This is a genomic window from Pseudomonas sp. SMV7, from assembly GCF_052041995.1.
Lineage (GTDB): Bacteria > Pseudomonadota > Gammaproteobacteria > Pseudomonadales > Pseudomonadaceae > Aquipseudomonas.
This window is the reverse complement of the sequence record NZ_JBKGGT010000002.1, coordinates 86,543-106,838: the sequence shown is the minus strand read 5'-3', so window position 1 is coordinate 106,838 and position 20,296 is coordinate 86,543. Positions and strand designations below refer to the sequence as shown.

General features: G+C 67.5%; 16 protein-coding genes. 7 read left to right on the top strand and 9 right to left on the bottom strand.

Translation table 11 applies throughout. From position 1 onward, the window contains the following. Positions 1-127: 127 nt before the first annotated feature. From ACLEJP_RS03455 to lexA, 4 genes are read right to left on the bottom strand one after another with little or no spacing between them, the layout of a single operon-like run. On the bottom strand, positions 128-3,208 hold the full coding sequence (locus tag ACLEJP_RS03455) for an error-prone DNA polymerase (protein ID WP_440804533.1): 3,081 nt from the start codon (positions 3,206-3,208) through the stop codon (positions 128-130). After that, on the bottom strand, positions 3,205-4,623 hold the full coding sequence (locus ACLEJP_RS03450) for a Y-family DNA polymerase (RefSeq protein ID WP_440804532.1): 1,419 nt from the start codon (positions 4,621-4,623) through the stop codon (positions 3,205-3,207). Before ACLEJP_RS03450 ends, ACLEJP_RS03455 begins: the two co-directional genes overlap by 4 nt. Positions 4,624-4,629: 6 nt before the next feature. Then, on the bottom strand, positions 4,630-5,250 hold the full coding sequence (gene imuA / locus ACLEJP_RS03445; RefSeq protein ID WP_440804531.1) for a translesion DNA synthesis-associated protein ImuA: 621 nt from the start codon (positions 5,248-5,250) through the stop codon (positions 4,630-4,632). After that, on the bottom strand, positions 5,250-5,867 hold the full coding sequence (gene lexA / locus ACLEJP_RS03440) for a transcriptional repressor LexA (protein WP_440804530.1): 618 nt from the start codon (positions 5,865-5,867) through the stop codon (positions 5,250-5,252). The genes imuA and lexA overlap by 1 nt, the downstream gene beginning before the upstream one ends. Positions 5,868-5,958: 91 nt before the next feature. Here lexA and ACLEJP_RS03435 point away from each other — a divergent pair, with 91 nt between their 5' ends. Both ACLEJP_RS03435 and ACLEJP_RS03430 read left to right on the top strand, forming a co-directional pair. Beyond that, the gene (locus tag ACLEJP_RS03435; RefSeq protein WP_440804529.1) at positions 5,959-6,615 is read left to right on the top strand and encodes an HAD family hydrolase; all 657 of its coding nucleotides are present in this window, start codon (positions 5,959-5,961) and stop codon (positions 6,613-6,615) included. Between the two features lie 16 nt (positions 6,616-6,631). Then, a complete protein-coding gene (locus ACLEJP_RS03430; protein ID WP_440804528.1) occupies positions 6,632-7,543 on the top strand; it encodes a LysR family transcriptional regulator in 912 nt (303 codons plus the stop codon). A 7-nt stretch (positions 7,544-7,550) separates the two neighbouring features. Here the strand turns inward: ACLEJP_RS03430 and ACLEJP_RS03425 are convergent, their stop codons facing one another. From ACLEJP_RS03425 to ACLEJP_RS03410, 4 genes are all read right to left on the bottom strand, one after another. Further along, entirely contained in the window at positions 7,551-8,324 is a 774-nt protein-coding gene (locus ACLEJP_RS03425; RefSeq protein ID WP_440804527.1) for an IclR family transcriptional regulator, read from the bottom strand. Between the two features lie 65 nt (positions 8,325-8,389). Further along, positions 8,390-9,847: an amidase gene (locus tag ACLEJP_RS03420; RefSeq protein WP_440804526.1), complete on the bottom strand. Its 1,458-nt coding sequence runs from the start codon at positions 9,845-9,847 to the stop codon at positions 8,390-8,392. Further along, positions 9,844-11,154, bottom strand: coding sequence for a citrate-proton symporter (locus ACLEJP_RS03415; protein ID WP_440804525.1), 1,311 nt, complete (start codon positions 11,152-11,154; stop codon positions 9,844-9,846). Before ACLEJP_RS03415 ends, ACLEJP_RS03420 begins: the two co-directional genes overlap by 4 nt. An 80-nt stretch (positions 11,155-11,234) precedes the next feature. Then, the gene (locus tag ACLEJP_RS03410) at positions 11,235-12,410 is read right to left on the bottom strand and encodes a M20 aminoacylase family protein (protein ID WP_440804524.1); all 1,176 of its coding nucleotides are present in this window, start codon (positions 12,408-12,410) and stop codon (positions 11,235-11,237) included. A gap of 190 nt (positions 12,411-12,600) precedes the next feature. On the opposite strand from ACLEJP_RS03410, the gene ACLEJP_RS03405 reads away from it, so the two are divergent. Continuing rightward, on the top strand, positions 12,601-15,117 hold the full coding sequence (locus ACLEJP_RS03405; protein WP_440804523.1) for an excinuclease ABC subunit A: 2,517 nt from the start codon (positions 12,601-12,603) through the stop codon (positions 15,115-15,117). Positions 15,118-15,168: 51 nt separating this feature from the next. Here the strand turns inward: ACLEJP_RS03405 and ACLEJP_RS03400 are convergent, their stop codons facing one another. After that, entirely contained in the window at positions 15,169-16,044 is an 876-nt protein-coding gene (locus ACLEJP_RS03400; RefSeq protein WP_440804522.1) for an AEC family transporter, read from the bottom strand. Between the two features lie 155 nt (positions 16,045-16,199). On the opposite strand from ACLEJP_RS03400, the gene ACLEJP_RS03395 reads away from it, so the two are divergent. The 4 genes from ACLEJP_RS03395 (at position 16,200) to ACLEJP_RS03380 (ending at position 20,296) form a co-directional block, all read left to right on the top strand. After that, positions 16,200-17,495, top strand: coding sequence for an MFS transporter (locus ACLEJP_RS03395; RefSeq protein WP_440804521.1), 1,296 nt, complete (start codon positions 16,200-16,202; stop codon positions 17,493-17,495). Positions 17,496-17,719: 224 nt separating this feature from the next. Then, positions 17,720-18,031, top strand: a complete 312-nt coding sequence (locus ACLEJP_RS03390; RefSeq protein ID WP_440804520.1) for a hypothetical protein — start codon at positions 17,720-17,722, stop codon at positions 18,029-18,031. A 48-nt stretch (positions 18,032-18,079) separates the two neighbouring features. Beyond that, positions 18,080-18,631 (top strand): YbhB/YbcL family Raf kinase inhibitor-like protein, encoded by a 552-nt coding sequence (locus ACLEJP_RS03385; RefSeq protein WP_440804519.1) that lies wholly within the window; start codon positions 18,080-18,082, stop codon positions 18,629-18,631. A gap of 555 nt (positions 18,632-19,186) precedes the next feature. Next, on the top strand, positions 19,187-20,296 hold the full coding sequence (locus ACLEJP_RS03380) for a 3-deoxy-7-phosphoheptulonate synthase (RefSeq protein WP_440804518.1): 1,110 nt from the start codon (positions 19,187-19,189) through the stop codon (positions 20,294-20,296).

The following is a 20,296-nucleotide window of genomic DNA, read 5'->3' as shown; positions in this document are numbered from 1 at the left end:
CCACGGCTTTGAATTGACGGCGCACCTACAGGAGCGGCTTCAGCCGCGATCACCGGCGCAGCCGGTGCCAGCCACCGCGTCGCCGGTTTCGCGGATAAAACCGCTCCTGCAGGGTACCCGGATCGCTTTAATGGAAATCGCGGCTGCGCACATCCAGCCCCTGCAGCAACTGGCTGACATCTTCCAGCCGCCGCGCAATCAAGTGGCACACCCCGTCGGCCTGCTCCAGCCGCCCGCTGACCTTGAGCAACTGCGACCCCACCAGCGCCCGCCGCTGCCGCTCGGCCAGGTCGCGCCACACCACGACATTGAGCATGCCGTGCTCGTCCTCCAGGGTGACGAAGGTTACGCCGCTGGCCGTCTGTGGCCGCTGGCGGCCCACCACCAGCCCGGCCACGGCAATGTTGTCGCCATGCTCGACACCTTGCAGTTCATGCGAACTGCGGCAGCCCAGCGCCCTCAGACGTGAGCGCAACAAGGCCAACGGATGCGGCCCAAGCGTGGTGCCCAAGGTCTGGTAATCGGCCATCAGGTTCTCTGCCACGCTGGGGACAGGCAGTTCGACGTCGCCTTCCGGCACAGTGTCAACGTCGGCGAACAAGGGCAGCTGCGGCTGCACCGCCGCCACCTGCCAGCGCGCCTGATGGCGATCGCGGGCCAAGGCGCGCAGCGCGCCGGCATCGGCCAGCTGGGCGCGGGCACGCGCGTCGAGCCCGGCGCGCAAGCACACGTCCTCGACATCGCGCCATGCCCGCTGTGCCCTCGCCTGCACCAGGCGCCTGGCATCGGCCTCGGCAAAACCACGTACCAGGCGCAACCCCATGCGGATGGCCAGGGCCTCGCCCGCGTCAGGCTCAAGCGTGCAGTCCCAATCACTGTGGCAGACATCCACCGGCCTGACCTCGATGCCCTGGCGCCGGGCCTCTTGCAGCAACTGGTCGGGGCTGTAGAAACCCATGGGCCAGCTGTTGACCAGCGCACAGGTGAAGATCGCCGGTTCATGGCACTTGAGCCAGCTGCTGGCATAACACAGCAAGGCAAAGCTGGCCGCGTGTGACTCCGGGAAGCCATAACTGCCAAAGCCCTTGATCTGCTCGAAGATGCGCTCGGCAAACGCCAACTCGTAGCCATTGCGCAACATGCCCTGCACCAGCCGCTCGCGGTGCGGCTCCAGGCCGCCATGGCGCTTCCACGCGGCCATGCTGCGGCGCAACTGGTCGGCCTCGCCGGGGCTGTAGTCGGCGGCGACCATGGCCAGCTCCATCACCTGCTCCTGGAACAACGGCACCCCCAGGGTGCGCTCGAACACGGCCTTGAGCTGCGGCGAGGGGTAGGTCACCGGCTCCTGCTTCAGGCGCCGGCGCAGGTAAGGGTGGACCATGTCCCCCTGGATCGGCCCGGGGCGCACAATCGCCACCTCGATGACCAGGTCATAGAAGGTTACCGGGCGCAGCCGAGGCAGCATGGCCATCTGCGCGCGCGACTCGATCTGGAACACGCCCATGGTCTCGGCGCGGCTGATCATCGCGTAGGTGGCCGGGTCTTCGCCGGGAATGGTCGCCAGGGTCAAGTGCCGGCCACGGTGGCGTTGCAACAGGTCGAAGCAACGGCGCAGGGCGCTGAGCATGCCCAGTGCCAGCACGTCGACCTTGAGCAGGCCGACCATGTCCAGGTCGTCCTTGTCCCACTGGATCACCGTACGCTCCGGCATCGCGGCATTTTCCACCGGCACCAGTTCGTCCAGGGGTTGCTGCGAAATGACGAAACCGCCCGGGTGCTGCGACAGGTGCCGGGGGAAGCCGATCAGCTCACCGGCCAGCACCAGCACCCGCCGCAGCGAAGGACTGCCCGCCTCGAAACCGGCCTCGGCCAGGCGCTGGTCATCGGGTATGCGATCGCTCCAGCGGCCACAGCACTTGGCCAGGGCATCCACCTGGTCGGCGGGCAACCCGAGCACCCGCGCCACATCCCGCACCGCACCGGCGGCATGGTAGGTGTTGACCACCGCGGTGAGTGCCGCCCGGTGCCGGCCATAGCGGCGGAACACATACTGGATCACTTCTTCGCGGCGGTCATGCTCAAAGTCCACGTCGATATCCGGCGGCTCGTTGCGCTCGCGCGAGAGGAAACGCTCGAACAGCAGGCGGTGTTGCAGGGGGTCGAGTTCGGTGATGCCGAGAACGAAACACACCACCGAGTTGGCAGCCGACCCCCGGCCCTGGCAGAGAATGCCCTGGCTGCGGGCGAAGGCGACGATGTCGTGCACGGTCAGGAAATAGCTCTCGTAGCCCAGCTCCTCGATCAGCGCCAATTCCTTGCCCAGCACTTCCCGCACCTTGCCACTCGCCCCGGCCGGCCAGCGCGACGGCAACCCCTGCTCGCACAGCGCCCGCAGCCAACTCGCCGGGGTATGCCCCTCGGGCACCAGTTCGCGTGGGTACTGGTACTTCAACTCGCTCAGCTCGAAGCGGCAGCGTGCAGCGATGGCCAAGGTCTCGGCCAGCAGGTCGGCGGGATAGAGTTCGCCCAGTTGCGCCTGGCTGCGCAGGTGCCGCTCGCCATTGGCAAACAGAAAGCGCCCGGCCTCGGCCACCTGGCAGTGCTGGCGGATGGCGGTCATGCAATCCTGCAAGGCGCGGCGGCCGCGCACGTGCATGTGCACGTCGCCGCAGGCCACGGCACGGATCCCGACCCTGGCTGCCAGGCTGCGCATGCGTTCGAGGTGCAGGGCATCGTCACTGCCGCGGTGCAGGTGCACGGCCAGCCACAGGCGCTCAGCGAACACGCTGTACAGCCACTGCCCCGCGGCGGTATCGGTGCCGTCGTCGGCCACCCATAGGGCCAGCAGGCCCTGGTGGTGCTGCTGCAGGTCATCGCGAAACAGCTGGTATTCGCCCTTCTGCGCGCGCCGCCGGGCCCGGGTGATCAGCGCGCAGAGGTTCTGATAGCCCGCCAGGTCCTGCACCAGCAGCACCAGCCTGGGGCCGTCCTGCAGCTGGACTTCACTGCCCACGATCAACTGCAACTGGTGTTCCTTTGCCGCCTGCCAGGCCCGGACGATGCCGGCCAGGGTGCATTCATCGGTGATCGCCAGGGCCTGGTAGCCCTGCTCGCGCGCACGGCGGAACAGCTCGTCGGCACTCGACGCGCCGCGCTGGAAGCTGAAGTTGGACAGGCAATGCAGCTCGGCATAACCCGGGGCGTTCATGCGAACCAGCCTTGCAGCCACAACGGGCCAGCCTGGCTCAGGTCGCGGTAGGCCCAGCCACGCAGGCCATCGCGGGTTTCGATGCGGTAGTAGTCACGGCGCACGTCGCCGCCATCCCACCAGCCCGACTCGATACGCTCGGCATGGCCCTGCACGCGGTAGCCGGTTTCCTCCAGCCTCATCGGCGCCGCCAGCAACCAGCCCGGGCGGCTGCCAGGGGCCACCGGCAAGCTGCCCGGGCCGCCCTGCTCTACCTGCTGCCAGGCGCATTCGGGGCGGTGGTCGGCGGCCACGCTCAGGCGCTTGACCGCGTCATCGCCGAGGCGCGCGCGCAGCCGTTCACGCAGTTGCTCCCAGGGTTGCGCCTGTTGCGCCCGGGGGTCGAACAACGCCTGGTGCTGCGGCACGAACGGTGGCAGGTCCTCCGCCACCAGGCGCAGGTTGCGCACCGGCGCGGCAATGCGCAGCGGTTCCAGGCGCCCGCGTGCCAGCTCGAACAGCATCGCGGCATCGCGTTCGGCGGCCAGCAGGCCCACCTTGAGCAAGGTGTCCGGCCCGTCGGCGTGCTCCAGGTGCAGGCAGAACCGCTGCACGCCGCAGTCACGCCCGGCGAGGAAGGCGGCCAGGTCGTTGAGCATGCGCCGCAACGGGAACAGCAGGGCCTGGTGTGATTCGACGTCGAAGTTCAGCTCCAGCCGGGTTTCGAAACGGTCGGGTGGCTGGTAGAAGGCCAGGCCCAGATTGCGCAGGCCAAGCAACTGGTCAAGGTGCAGCTGCACCTGGGCCGCAAAGCGCCTGGCCAAGGTATCGCGGGGCAAGGCCAGGACCTGGCCCAACTGCCGCAGGCCCATGCGCGCAAAGGCCTCGGCAGCCGGCGCCGGCAGGCCGATGCGCTCGATCGGCATGCCCAGCAGCGCCGCCCGGGTGGCATCGGCATCGCCGACGGCCAGGCCGTCGTGGCCGTTGGCGAGCATACGCGCCGCCACTGGGTTGCTGGCCAGGACGATGCGTTGGCGCAGCCCCAGCTCCGCCAGTTCCTGACGCAGGCGCGCCTCGAACGCCGGCCAGGGGCCGAACAGCTGCAAGCTGGAGCCCACCTCCAGCAACAGCGCGCGTGGGTAGTGCAGGCTGACCTGGGCACTGAAGCGGTAGGCCCAGGCCGCCAGCAACTGCTGCACCTGGTCGATGCGCCTGGGGTCGGCTTCGACACAACTGAAACCCTCGGCCAGGGCGCGTGCGGCGGTCAGGGTTTGCCCGGCACGCAAGCCGAGTGCGGCCGCAGCCGGGTTGACCGCCTGCAGCACCCGGCGTTGGGCCGGGCCGCCAAGCAGCACCAAGGGGGTGTCGGGGTCGTCACGCTCTCGCAGGACCGTGTCCAGCGCCAGCTGCGGAAACAGGATGCAGGCCCAGAGCATGGTGCATCAGCCCCGCCCCGGGCAGGCGATGGGCAGCGCCGGTGGCATGCCGCCCCGGCTTTTCAGCACACGCCACTGCGCCGGGCGGGTGTCGACGGCGATGCGCAGCGCGGCGGGTGAAGGGTTGTGCGCGGCCTGTTGCGGCCGGCAGGCAAAGGCCAGTGCCTGGCCGGTTTCGGCGGCCACCTGCAAGCGCCGCAGGGCGCGGTCATCGGCACGTTCCGGCCAGCACAGCACCGCCGCACAACTGCCGGAGCGCAGGCACTGTTCGGCCGCCCACAGGGCATCGGCAGGTTCGGCGTCCACCTGCACCAGCCAGCGCAGGTCCACCCCGGCAGCCTGCCAGGCCGGGGCGTAAGGAATGAAGGGCGGAGCCACCAGCACCACCCGGCCAGCGTCAGCAGTCAGGCGCGCCAGCGTTGGCCACAGCAATTGCAATTCGCCACAGCCGGGGCTGGCCAGCAACAGTTCGCTGAGGGCCGCTGCCGGCCAACCACCTTCCGGCAGGCGTTTGTCGAGGGCGGCATGGCCGGTGGGCTGCAACCCCTGCGGCCGCGCCTGGGCCTGCCGGCCACGCCATACCCGGCGCTGGTCGAGCAGCCGGTCGAGGTCGACCACCGCGCCCATCAGTCACGCCTCAGCAAGCCGCAGAATACGCCTTCGATGAAGAACTCCTGTTCAGGCCGCACATCGATGGGCGCATAAGCCGGGTTGCGCGGCAACAGCCGGTAACCGCGGCCCTGGCGCTGCAGGCGCTTGATGGTCACTTCACCGTCCAGGCGCGCGACCACGATCTGCCCGTCGCGGGCGTCGGCCTGCTGCAGGATGCCGACCAGGTCGCCGTCGAAGATGCCGTCGTCGATCATCGAGTCGCCACGCACCTTCAGCAGGTAGTCGGGGGTACGGCGGAACAGGCTGGGGTCGAGCAACAACTGCTCGTGGATGTCGAGGTCCGGGCCGATGGGGGCGCCTGCCGCCACCTGGCCCAGCACCGGTACTGCAAGGATTTCCGGCCGGCGCAGCGGTTCGGCCAGGCGGATGCCGCGCGCCTGGTTCGGCGTGACCTCGAGGTAGCCGGCCTGGCACAGGGCGGTGATGTGCTTGCGGGCGACGCTGCGCGAGGCAAAGCCGAAGCGCGTGGCGATATCGGCCAGGCTCGGTGGCTGGCCGTGGTCGGTGATGCGCTCGCGGATGAAGTCGAAGATCGCGCGGCGTTTGGGGGTCAGAGTATCCATGGAGCACATTTGTACTCTTTTCGGGGCACGCTGAACAGCCCCCTTCGTCGTCAGCTTTCGCTATCATGCCCAGGCGCGTGGTTTTTTATCTGGATACCCAATGCTGACTGCCCTGCTGTTCGACCTCGACGGAACCCTCACCGACACCGACACCCTGCACCTGCAGGCGTTTCGCCAGCTGCTGCACGAGCATGACGGCCGCGAACTGAGCCAGGCACAGTTCGAGGCCCAGGTCAGCGGCCGCGCCAATGGCGAGCTGTTCGCCGAGCTGTTTGTCGGTGCCAGTGCCGGGCAATGCCGGGCACTGGCCGAGCGCAAGGAGGCGCTGTTCCGCGACCTGTCGCCCAGCCTGGAGCCGATGCCCGGCCTGCTGCGCCTGCTGGAACATGCCCGCGCGCATGCGCTGGGGCTGTGCGTGGTGACCAACGCACCGCGGCTCAATGCCGAACACATGCTGGCCGCCATGGGCCTGGGCCGGCACTTCGAGCACGTGCTGGTGGCCGAGGAACTGGCACGGCCCAAGCCCGACCCGCTGCCCTACCTGACCGGGCTGCAGCGCTTGGGGGCCGAGGCCGGGCAGGCCCTGGCCTTCGAGGACTCGCTGCCAGGGGTGGCGGCGGCGAGTGGCGCAGGGATCTTCACCGTGGGCGTGGCCACGACCCAGACGCCAGAGCGCTTGCTGGCCGCGGGGGCCGGGTTGGTGATTGACGATTTCAACGACCCGGCGTTGTGGGCGTTGATCAAGGCCAGGCAATGACCCGACGCGGCCACTCATGCTCATCGACGAAGAACTGACCCTCAAGAAGCTGGAAACCTTCCTCGCCTTCATGCGCACCGGCAACCTTGGCCGCGCCGCGGCCGAGCTGGCGACCAGCGCCGTCAGCGTGCACCGCGCCATCCATTCGCTGGAAAGCGCGCTGCGCTGCCCGCTGTTCAAGCACGAAGGCCGCCAGTTGATCCCGCTGGAAAGCGCCTATGTACTGGAAAAGAAAGCCCGCCAGCTGATCCAGGACGCCGAGCAGATGGTGCGCCAGACGCGTGAGGCTGCCGGTTTCTATGCCGAGCGCTTCCGCCTGGGGGCGCTCTACTCGCTGACAGTGAAAACCGTGCCCAAGCTGGTCATGGGCCTGAAGCTGCGCCGCAGCGAACTCAATATCGACCTGACCCTGGGCTCCAACGTCGACCTGCTGCAACGCCTGAAGAACCATGAGCTGGAGGCGATTCTCGTTTCGCTCGACGAAAGCGTCAGCGACCCGGCCTGCGCGCAGTTGCCGCTGTTCTCCGACGACATCTTCCTCGCCGTCCCCACCGACTCGCCTTTCGCCGGGCAGGCCGAGGTGGACCTGGCCGACCTGGCCGACTCCACCTTCATCACCCTGACCCAAGGCTTCGCCACCCACCGCGATGGCGCACGGGTGTTCCAGCAGGCCGGCTTCGAGCCCAAGGTGGCCATGCAGGTGAACGACATCTTCACCCTGCTGAGCATGGTCAGCTCGGGCGTGGGCTTTGCCCTGCTGCCCGGGCGCATTGCCGCGGTGTACGAAAACCGGGTCAGGTTGATCGCCCTGAAACCGCGGTATCGCGTGCAGCAGCATATCGGTGTGGTGTTTCTGAAGGCGCGCGAGCGCGAGCCGAACCTGCTGGCACTGTTGGCGGAGTGCCGGATGTACAGCCTGGAGCGTTGACCTGGCTTCAAACCGCCAAGGCCCGCTGCACTTCGCCCACGGTTGTCGCCAGGCTGCTCAGATGCAGGCTCGACACCCGCTCCACCGGCGCCTGGTCCAATGGCCAGTGCAAGGCAATGCTGCCGGCCAGGCGCCCTTCGGCATGCACCGGCAAGGCAATCGCGCGGATCAGGAACGGCAAGCGCACCGGGTATTCCCAGTGCCCTTCGGTTCGTTGGCCAAACCCTTTGTTCGCCTCTTCCTCGATATCCCGCAGCAGCGCCTCGTCGCCGAGCTGCTCGTGGGCCGCCAGGCGCTGCACTTCAGCCTCTGCCAACTCGCCCAGGCATGCCCGGCCCATCGCCGAGTGAAACAGGCTGGCATGGTGGCCGACGATCTGGCAGGTGTGCGGGTAGCGCTTGCGCAGTACCTGGGGAACAGCACTCTCCATCACTTCCAGGCGCTCACCGTCGAAGCACGACAGGTCGGCGACCAGCCCGGTGCGCTCGCTCAGCTCCAGCAGCAGGGGCGCGGCGCTTTCCACCAGGCGCCGCTTGAAGCGCAACTGGCGGTCGCCGAACAGGCGCCGGGCGCTCAGGCGGTAACGCCGGTCGCTGAGGCCACGGTAGACCCAGCCCTGCTCCTGCAGGGTGGCCAGCATGCGCGATACCGTGGCCTTGGGCAGTGCCGTCAGGTAATGCAGCTCTTCCAGGCCCAGTGCCTGGTGTTCGCCCAGCAGGTCGACGATGGCCAGCGCCCTTTCCACCGAACGTACACCGCCGGTGTCTGCCGTGATCCGCATAAGAATGACCTCCCTGTAGCTGGATGCTCAGGATAGCCAGCAAGATCCGCGCCTGCGCGGCGGTTTCATGGCATTTGCAGGCGCTGGGGTGGGCACCGCTCGACCCAGCGGGTGAGCTGTTCGTGGGCGTAGGCCAGCTGCAGCAGCGCATGGTCGGCCTGGGCCGGGCCGATGATCTGCAGGCCCATGGGCAGCCCGGCGGCATTGAAACCGACCGGCACGCTGATGCTCGGCAAACCGGCCAGGGTTGGCCCGATCACCACTTCCATCCAGCGGTGATAGGTGTCCATCGCCCGCCCCCCGACCAGCGTCGGCCACGGCTGCCGTGCATCGAAAGGGAACACCTGGGCGGTTGGCAACAGCAGGAAATCGTAACGCTCGAACAGCTTGGCCAGCGCGCGGTACCAGGCGCTGCGGTCCAGCGAAGCCTGGTACAGCGCCGCCGCGCTCAGCTGCAGACCGCCCTCCACTTCCCACTGCGCCTCGGGCTTGAGCAGGGCGCGCGTGGCCGGGTCGGCATAGGCCGCCGCCAGGTTGCCGTGCACCAGGAAGTGGCGATGGGTCAGCCAGCATTGCCACAATTGCGCCAGGTCGAACGCCGGCTGGCAGGCTTCGACCCGGCACCCCAGTGCAGTGAAGTCCGCCAGTGCCGCTTCGCACAGGTTCAGCACCCCGGCGTCCATCGCCAGGTAGCCCTCGTAGTCGCCCAGCCAGCCGAGCCGCACACCACGGAAATCACGCTGCAAGCCCGCAGCAAAATCATATCGGCCCTGGCTCAGCGACAATGGCGCGCGCGCGTCAAAGCCTGCCTGCACCGACAACAGCCGGGCCACATCCACCACGCTACGCCCCATCGGCCCCTCGGTGGCCAGCTGCTGCAGGAACAGTTCCGGCGCCGGCCCATGGGGCACCCGGCCTTGCGACGGGCGCAGGCCATATACGTTGTTGAACGCCGCCGGGTTGCGCAGCGAGCCCATCATGTCACTGCCGTCGGCCACCGGCAGCAGGCGCATGGCCAGCGCCGCTGCCGCCCCGCCGCTGCTGCCACCGGCCACCAGGGCCGGGTCGTAGGCGTTGGAGGTGGTGCCGAACAGGCGGTTGTAGGTCTGCGAGCCGAGGCCGAACTCAGGCACGTTGCTCTTGCCGACAATCAGCGCGCCGCTGGCCCGTACCCGCGCCACGCTGATCGCGTCCTGCCCGGGCACCTGCTCGGCAAACAGCGGCGAGCCCAGCGTGGTGCGCAGCCCCGCGGTGGCGGCCAGGTCCTTGATCGCCTGGGGCATGCCATGCATCCAGCCGCGCGAATGGCCAGCCGCCAGCTCGCGATCACGCTGGTCGGCCTCGGCCAGCAGCACCTCGGCCGGGCGCAGCGACACCAGCGCATTGACCTGCGGGTTGAACCGTTCGATATGCACCAGGTAGGCCTGCATCACCTCCCGGCACGACACCTGGCGAGCATGGATGGCCTGGGACAGTGCCTCGGCGTCAAGGGCAACGATAGGGTCGATGGCAAGCGGCATCACGGTTTCACTCCCAGGTTCAAGGCGGCAGGTTTGAGCGTGCGCGGCGCTTCCCTCAGGCAATAGGTGCCCAGCAGTGTCAGCAGGCAGGCAAACAGGACGTAGAATGCCGGCGCCACTGGCGTGCCGAGCGCCTTGCTCAACCAGGTGACGATCAACGGGGCAAAGCCGCCAAACACCATCACCGCCACGTTATAGGCCACCGACACACCGGTGGAACGCACCTCGACCGGGAACTGTTCGGCCAGCGCCGTGGGCGCCGGGCCGAAGAAGCCACCGATGGCGGTGCACAGCAGCAATTGCATCACCAGCAAACGCTCCAGCGATGGTGCCGCGGCCACCCACACATACAACGGGTAGACCATGACGAAGAATGCCAGGGTAAAGGCCATCAGCACCGGCCGCCGCCCCAGCCGGTCCGACAACGCCCCGGACAGCGGAATCACCACGGTCATCAGCCCCACGGCGAGCATCTGCACCAGCAGCACCTGGTCCAGCGGCAGCCCGAGGTTCTTGTGGGCGAAGGTCGGCATGTTCACCAGCACCACGTAGAACGACACCGTCGCGCCACAGGCCAGGCCCATCGACACCAGCAGGCTGCGCCGGTGTTCGCGCAGCACCTGCCACAGGCTGGGCGCCTGGCCCTTGGCCTGGCGGCGCGCCGCGAGGAACTCCTCGGGCTCTGCCATGTGCTTGCGGATCCACAGCCCCACCGGGCCGATCAGCAGGCCGAGCACGAACGGAATACGCCAGCCCCAGCTGTCCAGCGCCTGCGGCGTGCACAGGTGGGTGACCAGGGCCACCATCGCCGCGCCGGAAAACACCGCCAGGCACTGCCCCACCAACTGCCACGAGCCATACAGGCCCTTGCGGTGGGCCGGCGCACTCTCCACCAGGAATGCCGTGGCACTCGCGTACTCGCCGCCGGTGGCGAAGCCCTGCAGCATGCGCGCCACCACGATCAGCATGGGCGCAGCCATGCCGACGGCCAGGTAGTCCGGGGCAAAGGCAATCATCGCGATCGACACCGTCATCAACCGGATGATCATCTGCATGGCCGCCTTGCGCCCCTTGCGGTCGGCGTACATGCCCAGCAGCACGCCACCCACCGGGCGCATGAAGAAGCCGACGCCGAAGGTGGCCAGGGCCATCAGCAGCGACGCGTATTCGTCGTCGGAGGGGAAGAACTGGCGGGCGATGATGCTGGCGAGAAAGCCGTACACGATAAAGTCATACCACTCCAGGGCATTGCCGATGACGGCGGCGACCACTTGCCGGGTACGCGACACGCCGGTGTTCGAAGTCTGCATAGGAAACACTCCACACAAGGATTGGGTGATCGCCCGGCGCAGGCGCGGCCGGGTTCCAGCGGCAGTCTCAAAAGCAACGCTCAGGCGGGCGCGAGCCAGCGCTCTGCCAGCGCGCCCCAGTAGGCGGCACCGGTCAGCAGGATGTCGTCGTTGAAGTCATAGGCCGGGTTGTGCACCATCGGCCGCGCTACGCCATTGCCGATGAACAGGTAGGCGCCCGGGCAGCGTTGCAGCATCCAGGCGAAGTCTTCACTGCCCATCAGCTTGCGGGTGTTGCCATCCACGGCCTCGGCGCCCAGCAATTCCACCCCGACCTGGGTGGCAAAGGCATTTTCCGCCGCATGGTTGACCAGCACCGGGTAGGCCGGGCGATGTTCGATGGTGGCGCGGCAGCCAAAGCTCTCGGCCTGGCAGACGATAATGGCCTGCACCCGCTCCAGGGTCTGCGTCCGTACCTCGGCGTTCAGCGCGCGCAGGCTCAGGCGCAGCAGCGCCTGCTGCGGGATCACGTTGGCCGCTTCGCCGGCCTGCAAGGCGCCGACGGTAACCACGGCCGCCTCCTGCGCATCGATATTGCGGGCCACCACGGTTTGCAGTGCCATCACCACACTGGCCGCCGCCACCAGCGGGTCGACGGTCAGGTGCGGCATCGAGCCATGGCCACCAACCCCGTCCAAGGTCACCGCAAGCAGGTCTTGCGAGGCCATCATCGGCCCTTCGCGAAAGCCCAGGTGCCCGGCTGGCAGCCCAGGCATGTTGTGCATGCCGAACAGTGCATCGCAAGGAAAGCGCTCCAGCAAACCATCGGCCAGCATCGCCTCGGCGCCGCCCTGGCCCTCCTCGGCCGGCTGGAAAATCAGCGTCAGCGTGCCGTCGAACTGCCGGGTTGCCGCCAGGTAGCGCGCGGCGCCCAGCAGCATGGTGGTATGCCCATCATGGCCGCAGGCGTGCATGCAGCCCTGGTGCTGGCTGCTGTACGTGGCGCCGCTGGCCTCGTCGATGGGCAGCGCGTCCATGTCGGCGCGCAGGCCCAGGCGGCGTGGGCTGCTGCCATGGCGCAGCACGCCGACCACGCCGGTCTTGCCGATGCCGGTGTGCACTTCATAACCCCAGCTCTCGAGCAACCGGGCGACCAGCGCCGCGGTGCGGTTTTCTTCGAAGCCCAGTTCCGGGTGGGCGTGGATATCGTGACGGATAGCCTGAAGGTCGCTGGCCACATCGTTCAGCCAGGCCAGGATGTGCTGATGTCGGGACATGCAGAGTCTCCTTGCGCGGGTGGTTTCCCGTTCTTGTTGTTTGCCTTGAGGTCACGACGGTCGAGGCAGGTCGTGCTGGACGACAGGTTTGCGCGTGTGAGGCGGGAGCACAATTGAATGTGGTTCCACGCTGCGGAACCGATTGGGAAACTGCTACCGTGAGCGCTCCCAACCGCCGAGGACCGCCCCGATGCCGCCACAGCCAACCACCCCCACCGGTTTCATCCGTGTCCGTGGCGCCCGCGAGCACAACCTCAAGAATATCGATGTCGATATCCCCCGCGACGCGCTGGTGGTGTTTACCGGCGTATCCGGTTCGGGCAAGTCCTCGCTGGCCTTCTCGACCCTGTACGCCGAGGCGCAGCGCCGCTATTTCGAATCGGTGGCGCCCTATGCCCGCCGCCTGATCGACCAGGTGGGGGTGCCGGACGTGGATGCCATCGAAGGCCTGCCGCCAGCAGTGGCCTTGCAGCAACAACGCGGCACGCCAAGTGCGCGTTCCTCGGTGGGCAGCGTGACCACCCTGTCCAGTTCGATCCGCATGCTCTATTCCCGCGCCGGCCACTACCCGGCTGGCCAGGCCATGCTGTATGCCGAGGATTTCTCGCCGAACACGCCCCAGGGCGCCTGCGCGCAATGCCACGGCATGGGCCGGGTCTACGAAGTGAGCGAAGCGAGCATGGTCCCCGACCCGTCGCTGACCATCCGCGAACGTGCGGTGGCGGCGTGGCCGATGGCCTGGCAAGGGCAGAACCTGCGCGACATCCTGGTGACCCTGGGCTATGACGTCGACATCCCCTGGCGCGACCTGCCGCAGGCGCAGCGTGACTGGATCCTGTTCACCGAGGAAACCCCCACCGCGCCCGTGTATGCCGGCCTGACCCCGGCCCAGACCCGCGCGGCGCTCAAGCGCAAGCAGGAACCCAGCTACCAGGGCACGTTCATGGGCGCGCGACGCTATGTGCTGCACACCTTCATGCACTCGCAGAGCGCACAGATGCGCAAGCGCGTGGCCCGCTTCATGCGCCCCAGCCCCTGCCCGCTGTGCCAGGGCAAGCGCTTGAAGCGCGAGGCGCTGCAGGTGACCTTCGCCGGCCTGGACATCGCCGAGCTGTCGCAGCTTCCGCTGCAGGCGCTGGCCGAGCTGTTGCGCAAGGTGGCAGCGGCGGACTACCTGGCGCAACAGCACGACGCGCCGAGCCTGGAAAAACGCCTGGCCGCGCAACGTATCGCCCACGAACTGCTCGAACGCATCGACACCCTGCTGGAACTGGGCCTGGGCTACCTGGCCCTGGAGCGTAGTACCCCAAGCCTGTCTTCCGGCGAGCTGCAGCGCCTGCGCCTGGCGACCCAGTTGAATTCACAGCTGTTCGGCGTCGTCTACGTGCTCGATGAGCCATCCGCCGGCCTGCACCCGGCCGACAGCGAGGCCCTGTTCGCCGCGCTGCAACGCCTGAAGCAGGCCGGCAACTCGGTGTATGTGGTGGAGCATGACCTGGACACCATGCGCCGTGCCGATTGGCTGGTGGACGTAGGGCCGGCTGCCGGCGAGCATGGCGGGACCATTCTCTACAGCGGGCCGCCCGCAGGCCTGGCCCGGGTCGAACAGTCCTGTACCCGCCGCTACCTGTTCAACGCACCGGCGCAAACCACGCGCGCGCCACGCCAGGCCTGCGACTGGCTGAAGCTCGAAGGCATCACCCGCAATAACCTGCACAACCTCAGCGCCGCATTCCCGTTGGGCTGTTTCACTGCCGTCACCGGCATTTCCGGCTCGGGCAAGTCCAGCCTGGTCAGCCAGGCCCTGCTGGAACTGGTGGGTGCCCACCTGGGCCACGCCGAGACGCGCAACGAGCCCGAGGAGCAGAGCCTGGAGGACGATCCCGAACAGGTCAGTAGCGGCCAGGTGAGCGCCGGGCTTGGCAGCATCAAGCGCCTGGTTCAGGTCGACCAGAAGCCGATCGGCCGCACGCCGCGCTCCAACCTGGCCACCTATACCGGCCTGTTCGACGCGGTGCGCAAGCTGTTCGCTGCCACCGAGCAGGCCAGGGCCCAAGGCTTCGATGCCGGGCGCTTTTCCTTCAACGTGGCCAAGGGCCGTTGCGCCAACTGCGAGGGCGAAGGCTTCGTCAGTGTCGAATTGCTGTTCATGCCCAGTGTCTACGCGCCTTGCCCGACCTGCCAGGGTGCCCGCTACAACCCCGAGACCCTGGCCGTGACCTGGCAAGGCATGAACATCGCCCAGGTACTGCAGCTGACCGTCGACCAGGCCCTGCAGGTGTTCGCCGAACAACCACCGGCACGGCGCTGCCTGCAGGTGCTGCAGGACATCGGCCTGGGCTACCTGCGCCTGGGCCAGCCAGCCACCGAACTGTCCGGCGGCGAGGCACAGCGCATCAAGCTGGCCACCGAGCTGCAACGCATGGCCCGTGGCGCGACACTGTATGTGCTGGACGAGCCCACCAACGGTTTGCACCCACAGGACATCGACCGGCTGCTGGTACAACTGAACCGTCTGGTTGATGGCGGGCACAGCGTGGTGGTGGTGGAACATGACATGCGCGTGGTGGCGCAAAGTGACTGGGTGATCGACATCGGGCCGGGAGCCGGGGACGCCGGGGGCCAGGTGGTGGTCAGCGGGACACCGCACAGGGTGGCGCAGTGCAGGCAAAGCAGGACCGCGCCGTTTCTTGCCAAGGCCCTGTAAACCCTGCACCGGGCGCTGCGCAAGCAGGCCCGCGCAGCGGCCGGTGCCGGCCTACATCCACCAGGCCAGCACCACCGGCAACCAGGCAAACGACAGCACGGTCGAGCACATCACCAGGTTTGCCACCTGCTCTGGCTCACGCTTGGCGCGCACCGCCATCAGGTAATTGAACACCGCCACGGGCATCGCCGATTGCACCATCAGTACCGCGCGTTCCAGGCTGTCCATGGCCAACACCACGCCCACCGCCCAGCCCACCGCGGCGCCCAGGCCAATGCGCAAGCCGCCCAGCAGCATGCCGCTGCCGACCTGGCGCAGGCGAATGCTGGCCAGCGACACACCCAGGGTCAGCAACATCAGCGGGATGGTCATGCCGCCCAGCAGGTTGGCGGTATTGGCCAGCCAGCGCGGCAGTTCGAAGTCGAGAAAGATGATCGGCATGGCGCCGGCCAGGCTGATCACGATGGGGTTGCGCAGCAACGCCTGGAACGACGCGGCAGTCCCGGAAATGGCCATGCCCAGGGTGAACTGCACGATCGACAGGGTCAGGAAGAACGCCACGGCCAGGGCCAGGCCATGTTCGCCGAAGGCATACAGGCTGATGGGCAGGCCCATGTTGCCGGTGTTGGGAAACATGAACGCCGGCAACAGCACCCGCCAGTGTCGGCCGGTGGCGCGGCATACCAGCCAGCCGGCCAGGGCCATGCCCAGGGTGCACAGCAGGCAGGCCATGGCCATGCTGGCGAAGGCTTGCGGCTGCAGTTCGCTACGGCTGAGGGTGGACAGCACCAACGCCGGGGTGCCGATGGTCATCACCACCCGGGCGATGAATTCGGTGGGGTAGTCCAGGCCCTTGCGGGCCCAGGCATAGCCGATACCGGCAACGATGAACACCGGGGCCAGGACTGCGAACAGTGAGGCGAACATGGGGCCTGCCTTCCTTGGGGATGGGGCCGCATTATGCCGCAGACTGCGGCGTCTCGTCGCATGCCTGGCCCCCTTGGGCAAAACCGCCCAAGCCCTTAGAATCGCGCGTCCTTTTCGCCCGTCGCCGTGGCGGGCCGACCCCACTCGAGGTACCTATGTCTCCGCGTTTGCTGGCCATGGCGCTGGCGCCCCTGCTCGGGCTGTTCATCATTGCCCTGGGCAACGGCTTCATGTCTTCCCTTACCACCCTGCGCCTGGGCGCTGCCGGCGAATCGGCCACCACCATCGGGGTGGTCTCGTCGACCTACTTCATCGGCCTGACCCTGGGTGCCATCTTCAACGACCGGCTGATCCTGCGTATCGGCCATATCCGCGCCTACACCAGCTTCGCCGCGCTGATCGCGGCGACCATCCTGCTGCAAGGCCTGTTCTACGAAGTCACCTGGTGGTCGCTGCTGCGCCTGGTCAACGGCTGGGCGGCGGTGGGCGTGTTCCTGGTGATCGAGAGCTGGTTGTTGCTGGCCGGTGACGCCAAGATCCGTGGTCGTCTGCTGGCGCTGTACATGATCGCCTTCTACGGTGCCGGGGTGATTGCCCAGGCCGGCCTGGGTGAAATCACCCACCTGGGTGACACCGCGCCGTTCATGCTGGCCGGCGTGCTGGCGGCGCTGTCGGTGCTGCCGATCGTGATCCTGCCACGGGTGTCGCCCCTGCTGGACCAGGTCGAGCCGCTCAAGCCGCGGCAGTTGCTGGGCGTGGCACCGTCGGGCCTGGTCGGCTGCTTTGGTTCGGGTGTGGCGATTGCCGCCATCTACACCCTGCTGCCGCTGTACCTGCAACGCATCGGCCTGGATGTGGGTGAGGTCGGCAACATGATGGCCTGGGTAATCCTCGGGGCCATGCTGCTGCAATACCCGGTCGGGCGCTGGTCCGACCGCAAGGACCGCCAGGATGTCCTGATCGCCCTGGCAGCGTTGTGCCTGCTGCTGTCGCTGCTGACGGTGTTCCTGCCATCGGACTCGGTCCTGCTGCCGGCCATGTTGTTCCTGCTGGGTGGCGGCGTGTTCACCCTGTACCCGGTGGCGGTCAGCCATGCGGCCGACCGCGCGCCGTCCGATGCGCTGGTGCCGATGATCCAGGGCCTGTTGCTGATCAACTCGCTGGGGTCGGCCATGGCGCCGGTGGCGATCTCGCCGATGATGACCGAATTCGGCGAGCCCGGCCTGTTCTGGGCGTTCGCCGTGGTCAACCTGGCCATGGTGTGCTTCTTCATGTGGCGCCGTGGCAAGCGCCCGGCGGCAGAGCATCCGGCGCCGTTCACCGCTTCGACCACCTTCTCGCCGACCGGTGCCGAGTTGCGGGTGACTGAAGACCTGATGCATGCAGCGCAGGAGCACCCACCGCTGGCCCCCACCGAGCCTGTGCCCAGCGGCCGCAGTGCAAGCCACTGAACGTAGGGGCTGCTACGCAGCCCCGGAGAGCGTCGCTGGAAACGTGTGGAGGACTGGGGCTTGATGTGTTTGCCTGAAGATCTTCGTTGCCTATGAGATCGAGCGCCGCGCGGGCGGCGCTCGATCTCACAGGTGCTACATAGTTACCACTCGTCGCGCCAAAGGCACCGCGCCCCTCCTCCTCGGCCAAACGAATGACAGATCATCTGCCCAGGAGTGTTGCCATGATCCGCATTCGTCCCCTTTCGCTGTCCCTCGCCCTGGCCCTGGCCACGCTGGCCGGTACCAGTTTCGCCGCTGGCGAGAGCACCACTACCGACACCCGTCCGCAAGCCGACCAGAGCGGTGGCAAGACCGCCGGTGAAGGCAGCAGCGTCAACAGCCCGGGCAGCAGCACGGACAACGACAGCAGCGACACCGGCAGCAACAGCGATGCCGCCGACGGTGCCGCTGGCGGCTCCAACAGCACCGGTGAAGCCACAGGCTCCGGCGCGGGCCATACCGGTGGCAATGCCGAGGACCAGGACAGCCGTTGAGGCAGCGCTGGGCTACACTGCGCCGAAATGCCCCAGCGAGGATTCGCCATGCACCTCACACCCTGGCTGCTGGCTGCCGTGCTAGCGTGTAGTCCCCTGGCTATCGCGGCTGGCCAAGGCGCGCTGTCGATCAGTTCCTCATCGTTTACCGACGGCGGCATCATCGCCTTGCCGCAGGTTGGCCTGGACCCGGCCTGCGGCGCGGGCGAAGAGCGCAGCCCGCAACTGAGCTGGGACAACCTGCCCGCGGGTACGCAGTCGCTGGCCCTGATCCTGTTCGACCCGGACGGCGGCAAGGGCCTCGGTGTGGTCCACTGGCTGGTCTACAACATCCACCCTGACCAGGATGGGCTGAAGGAAGGCGCCGCCGGCCTCACCGGGCAACGCGTTACGGTGGGGCGCAATTCGCGCGGCACGCTCAGCTACCGGGGCCCCTGCCCGCCTGCCGGCGACAACCCGCACCACTACGTATTGACCCTGATCGCCACCGACCTGCCACCAGGCACCTTGCCCGAAGGCCTGGACCGCACCGGCCTGCTGCAGTTGCTGCAAGGCCATGCGCTGGGCGCGCAGAGCCTGGTCGGGCGCTACGGGCATTGAACCAGGCAGTACAAGAACACATGATCGCCGCGATAGCATTTACTCATTGAATGGCCTGGCCGAACTGAAGTAAGCTCGGGCTCATTCACTGGAGAGCAACATGCCGAAACACACCCGCAACCACGCCAACCACACCGGTCGCAACCTGCGCCCTGTGCTGGCCGTTGCCGGCTGCATGGCAGCTGCCAGCTATTACTTCGGGTATTGGTTTAGCCACTAGGCGCCGATACCCACGCGGCGCCCACCTTCGAGGGGCCGCCGAACATGAGCATACTCAAACCCCCGGTCGGCCTCCCGACCGGGGGTTTTGCTTTTCAGGCCTTTGCCCGACACCGATGCACATTGAGGACCGATTCATGAACTACACCACTTATTACTCCGCCAACAGCTACGCCTGGCGATTTAGCCAATCCCGTTCGGGCCAGCCTGCCGCCTCCGTTCGGTCTTCCACAGGTGGCAATGCAGCAGCCAATACTCATTCAACGATCTGTCGAACACCTCGATAGGGCCGACAGCGCGGGCCACGACCCGCCGTCCGCCCAGGGAAAAAACGCCATGCAAGCTTCCAGCCTCGCCCTGCCCCTGACCCAGCCGCAAGCGGCCAACACCACCGTCAGCCAGCGTCTGCCCAGCCCGCACCTGCTCAAGCAGCAAATGCCGCTGTCGAGCGAACTGGCCCAGCAAGTCCATGCCCAGCGCCAGGCCATCCGCGACATCCTCGACGGCCACGACCCGCGCCTGCTGGTAATCGTCGGCCCATGCTCGATCCATGACCCGCGCTCGGCCCTGGAATACGCCGACCGCCTGGCCGGCCTCAGCCGCGCAGTTGGCGACCAGTTGCTGCTGGTCATGCGTGCCTATGTCGAAAAACCGCGTACCACGGTCGGCTGGAAAGGCCTGGCCTATGACCCGCACCTCGACGGTAGCGACGACATGCACGCCGGCATCGCCCTGTCCCGCGGGCTGATGCTGAACATGCTCGAACGCGGCCTGCCGATTGCCACCGAGCTGTTGCAACCGATGGCCGCCGGCTATTTCGATGACCTGCTGGCCTGGGCCGCGATTGGCGCGCGCACCACCGAATCGCAGATCCACCGCGAGATGGTCAGTGGCCTGGAACTGCCGGTAGGCTTCAAGAACGGCACCGACGGCGGCATCGCCATCGCCAGCGACGCCATGCGCAGCGCCGCCCACCCGCACCGCCACTTCGGCATGGATGCGCAGGGCTACCCGGCCATCATCGAGACCCTGGGCAACCCGGATACCCACCTGGTCCTTCGGGGTGGCCACAAGGGCCCCAACCATGATGCAGAGAGCATCGCCATGGCCCGCCAGGCGCTGGCCAAGGCCGGGCTGCAGGCGCGCATCATGGTCGATTGCAGCCACGCCAACAGCGGCAAGGACCCGGCGCGCCAACCCGCCGTGTTCAGCGACGTGCTGGCGCAGCGCCTGGCCGGCGACCGCTCGATCGTCGGGGTAATGATCGAGGGCCACCTGTTCGATGGCTGCCAGGCGCTGGGCAAGGGGCCACTGAAATACGGTGTGTCGATCACCGACGGTTGCCTGGGCTGGGCGTCGACCGAAACCCTGTTGTGCCAGGCCGCGGAAAAACTCCGCCAGGCCGCATGCACGGCTGGCGAGACAGACGCCGGACAAGTGCGCTAG

What these genes read in the sequence shown, in the direction of transcription:
- ACLEJP_RS03455 (WP_440804533.1), bottom strand. Translation starts at nt 3,208, where the DNA reads ATGAACGCCCCGGGTTATGCCGAGCTGCATTGCCTGTCCAACTTCAGC.
- ACLEJP_RS03450 (WP_440804532.1), bottom strand. Translation starts at nt 4,623, where the DNA reads ATGCTCTGGGCCTGCATCCTGTTTCCGCAGCTGGCGCTGGACACGGTC.
- imuA (WP_440804531.1), bottom strand. Translation starts at nt 5,250, where the DNA reads ATGGGCGCGGTGGTCGACCTCGACCGGCTGCTCGACCAGCGCCGGGTA.
- lexA (WP_440804530.1), bottom strand. Translation starts at nt 5,867, where the DNA reads ATGTGCTCCATGGATACTCTGACCCCCAAACGCCGCGCGATCTTCGAC.
- ACLEJP_RS03435 (WP_440804529.1), top strand. Translation starts at nt 5,959, where the DNA reads ATGCTGACTGCCCTGCTGTTCGACCTCGACGGAACCCTCACCGACACC.
- ACLEJP_RS03430 (WP_440804528.1), top strand. Translation starts at nt 6,632, where the DNA reads ATGCTCATCGACGAAGAACTGACCCTCAAGAAGCTGGAAACCTTCCTC.
- ACLEJP_RS03425 (WP_440804527.1), bottom strand. Translation starts at nt 8,324, where the DNA reads ATGCGGATCACGGCAGACACCGGCGGTGTACGTTCGGTGGAAAGGGCG.
- ACLEJP_RS03415 (WP_440804525.1), bottom strand. Translation starts at nt 11,154, where the DNA reads ATGCAGACTTCGAACACCGGCGTGTCGCGTACCCGGCAAGTGGTCGCC.
- ACLEJP_RS03410 (WP_440804524.1), bottom strand. Translation starts at nt 12,410, where the DNA reads ATGTCCCGACATCAGCACATCCTGGCCTGGCTGAACGATGTGGCCAGC.
- ACLEJP_RS03405 (WP_440804523.1), top strand. Translation starts at nt 12,601, where the DNA reads ATGCCGCCACAGCCAACCACCCCCACCGGTTTCATCCGTGTCCGTGGC.
- ACLEJP_RS03400 (WP_440804522.1), bottom strand. Translation starts at nt 16,044, where the DNA reads ATGTTCGCCTCACTGTTCGCAGTCCTGGCCCCGGTGTTCATCGTTGCC.
- ACLEJP_RS03395 (WP_440804521.1), top strand. Translation starts at nt 16,200, where the DNA reads ATGTCTCCGCGTTTGCTGGCCATGGCGCTGGCGCCCCTGCTCGGGCTG.
- ACLEJP_RS03390 (WP_440804520.1), top strand. Translation starts at nt 17,720, where the DNA reads ATGATCCGCATTCGTCCCCTTTCGCTGTCCCTCGCCCTGGCCCTGGCC.
- ACLEJP_RS03385 (WP_440804519.1), top strand. Translation starts at nt 18,080, where the DNA reads ATGCACCTCACACCCTGGCTGCTGGCTGCCGTGCTAGCGTGTAGTCCC.
- ACLEJP_RS03380 (WP_440804518.1), top strand. Translation starts at nt 19,187, where the DNA reads ATGCAAGCTTCCAGCCTCGCCCTGCCCCTGACCCAGCCGCAAGCGGCC.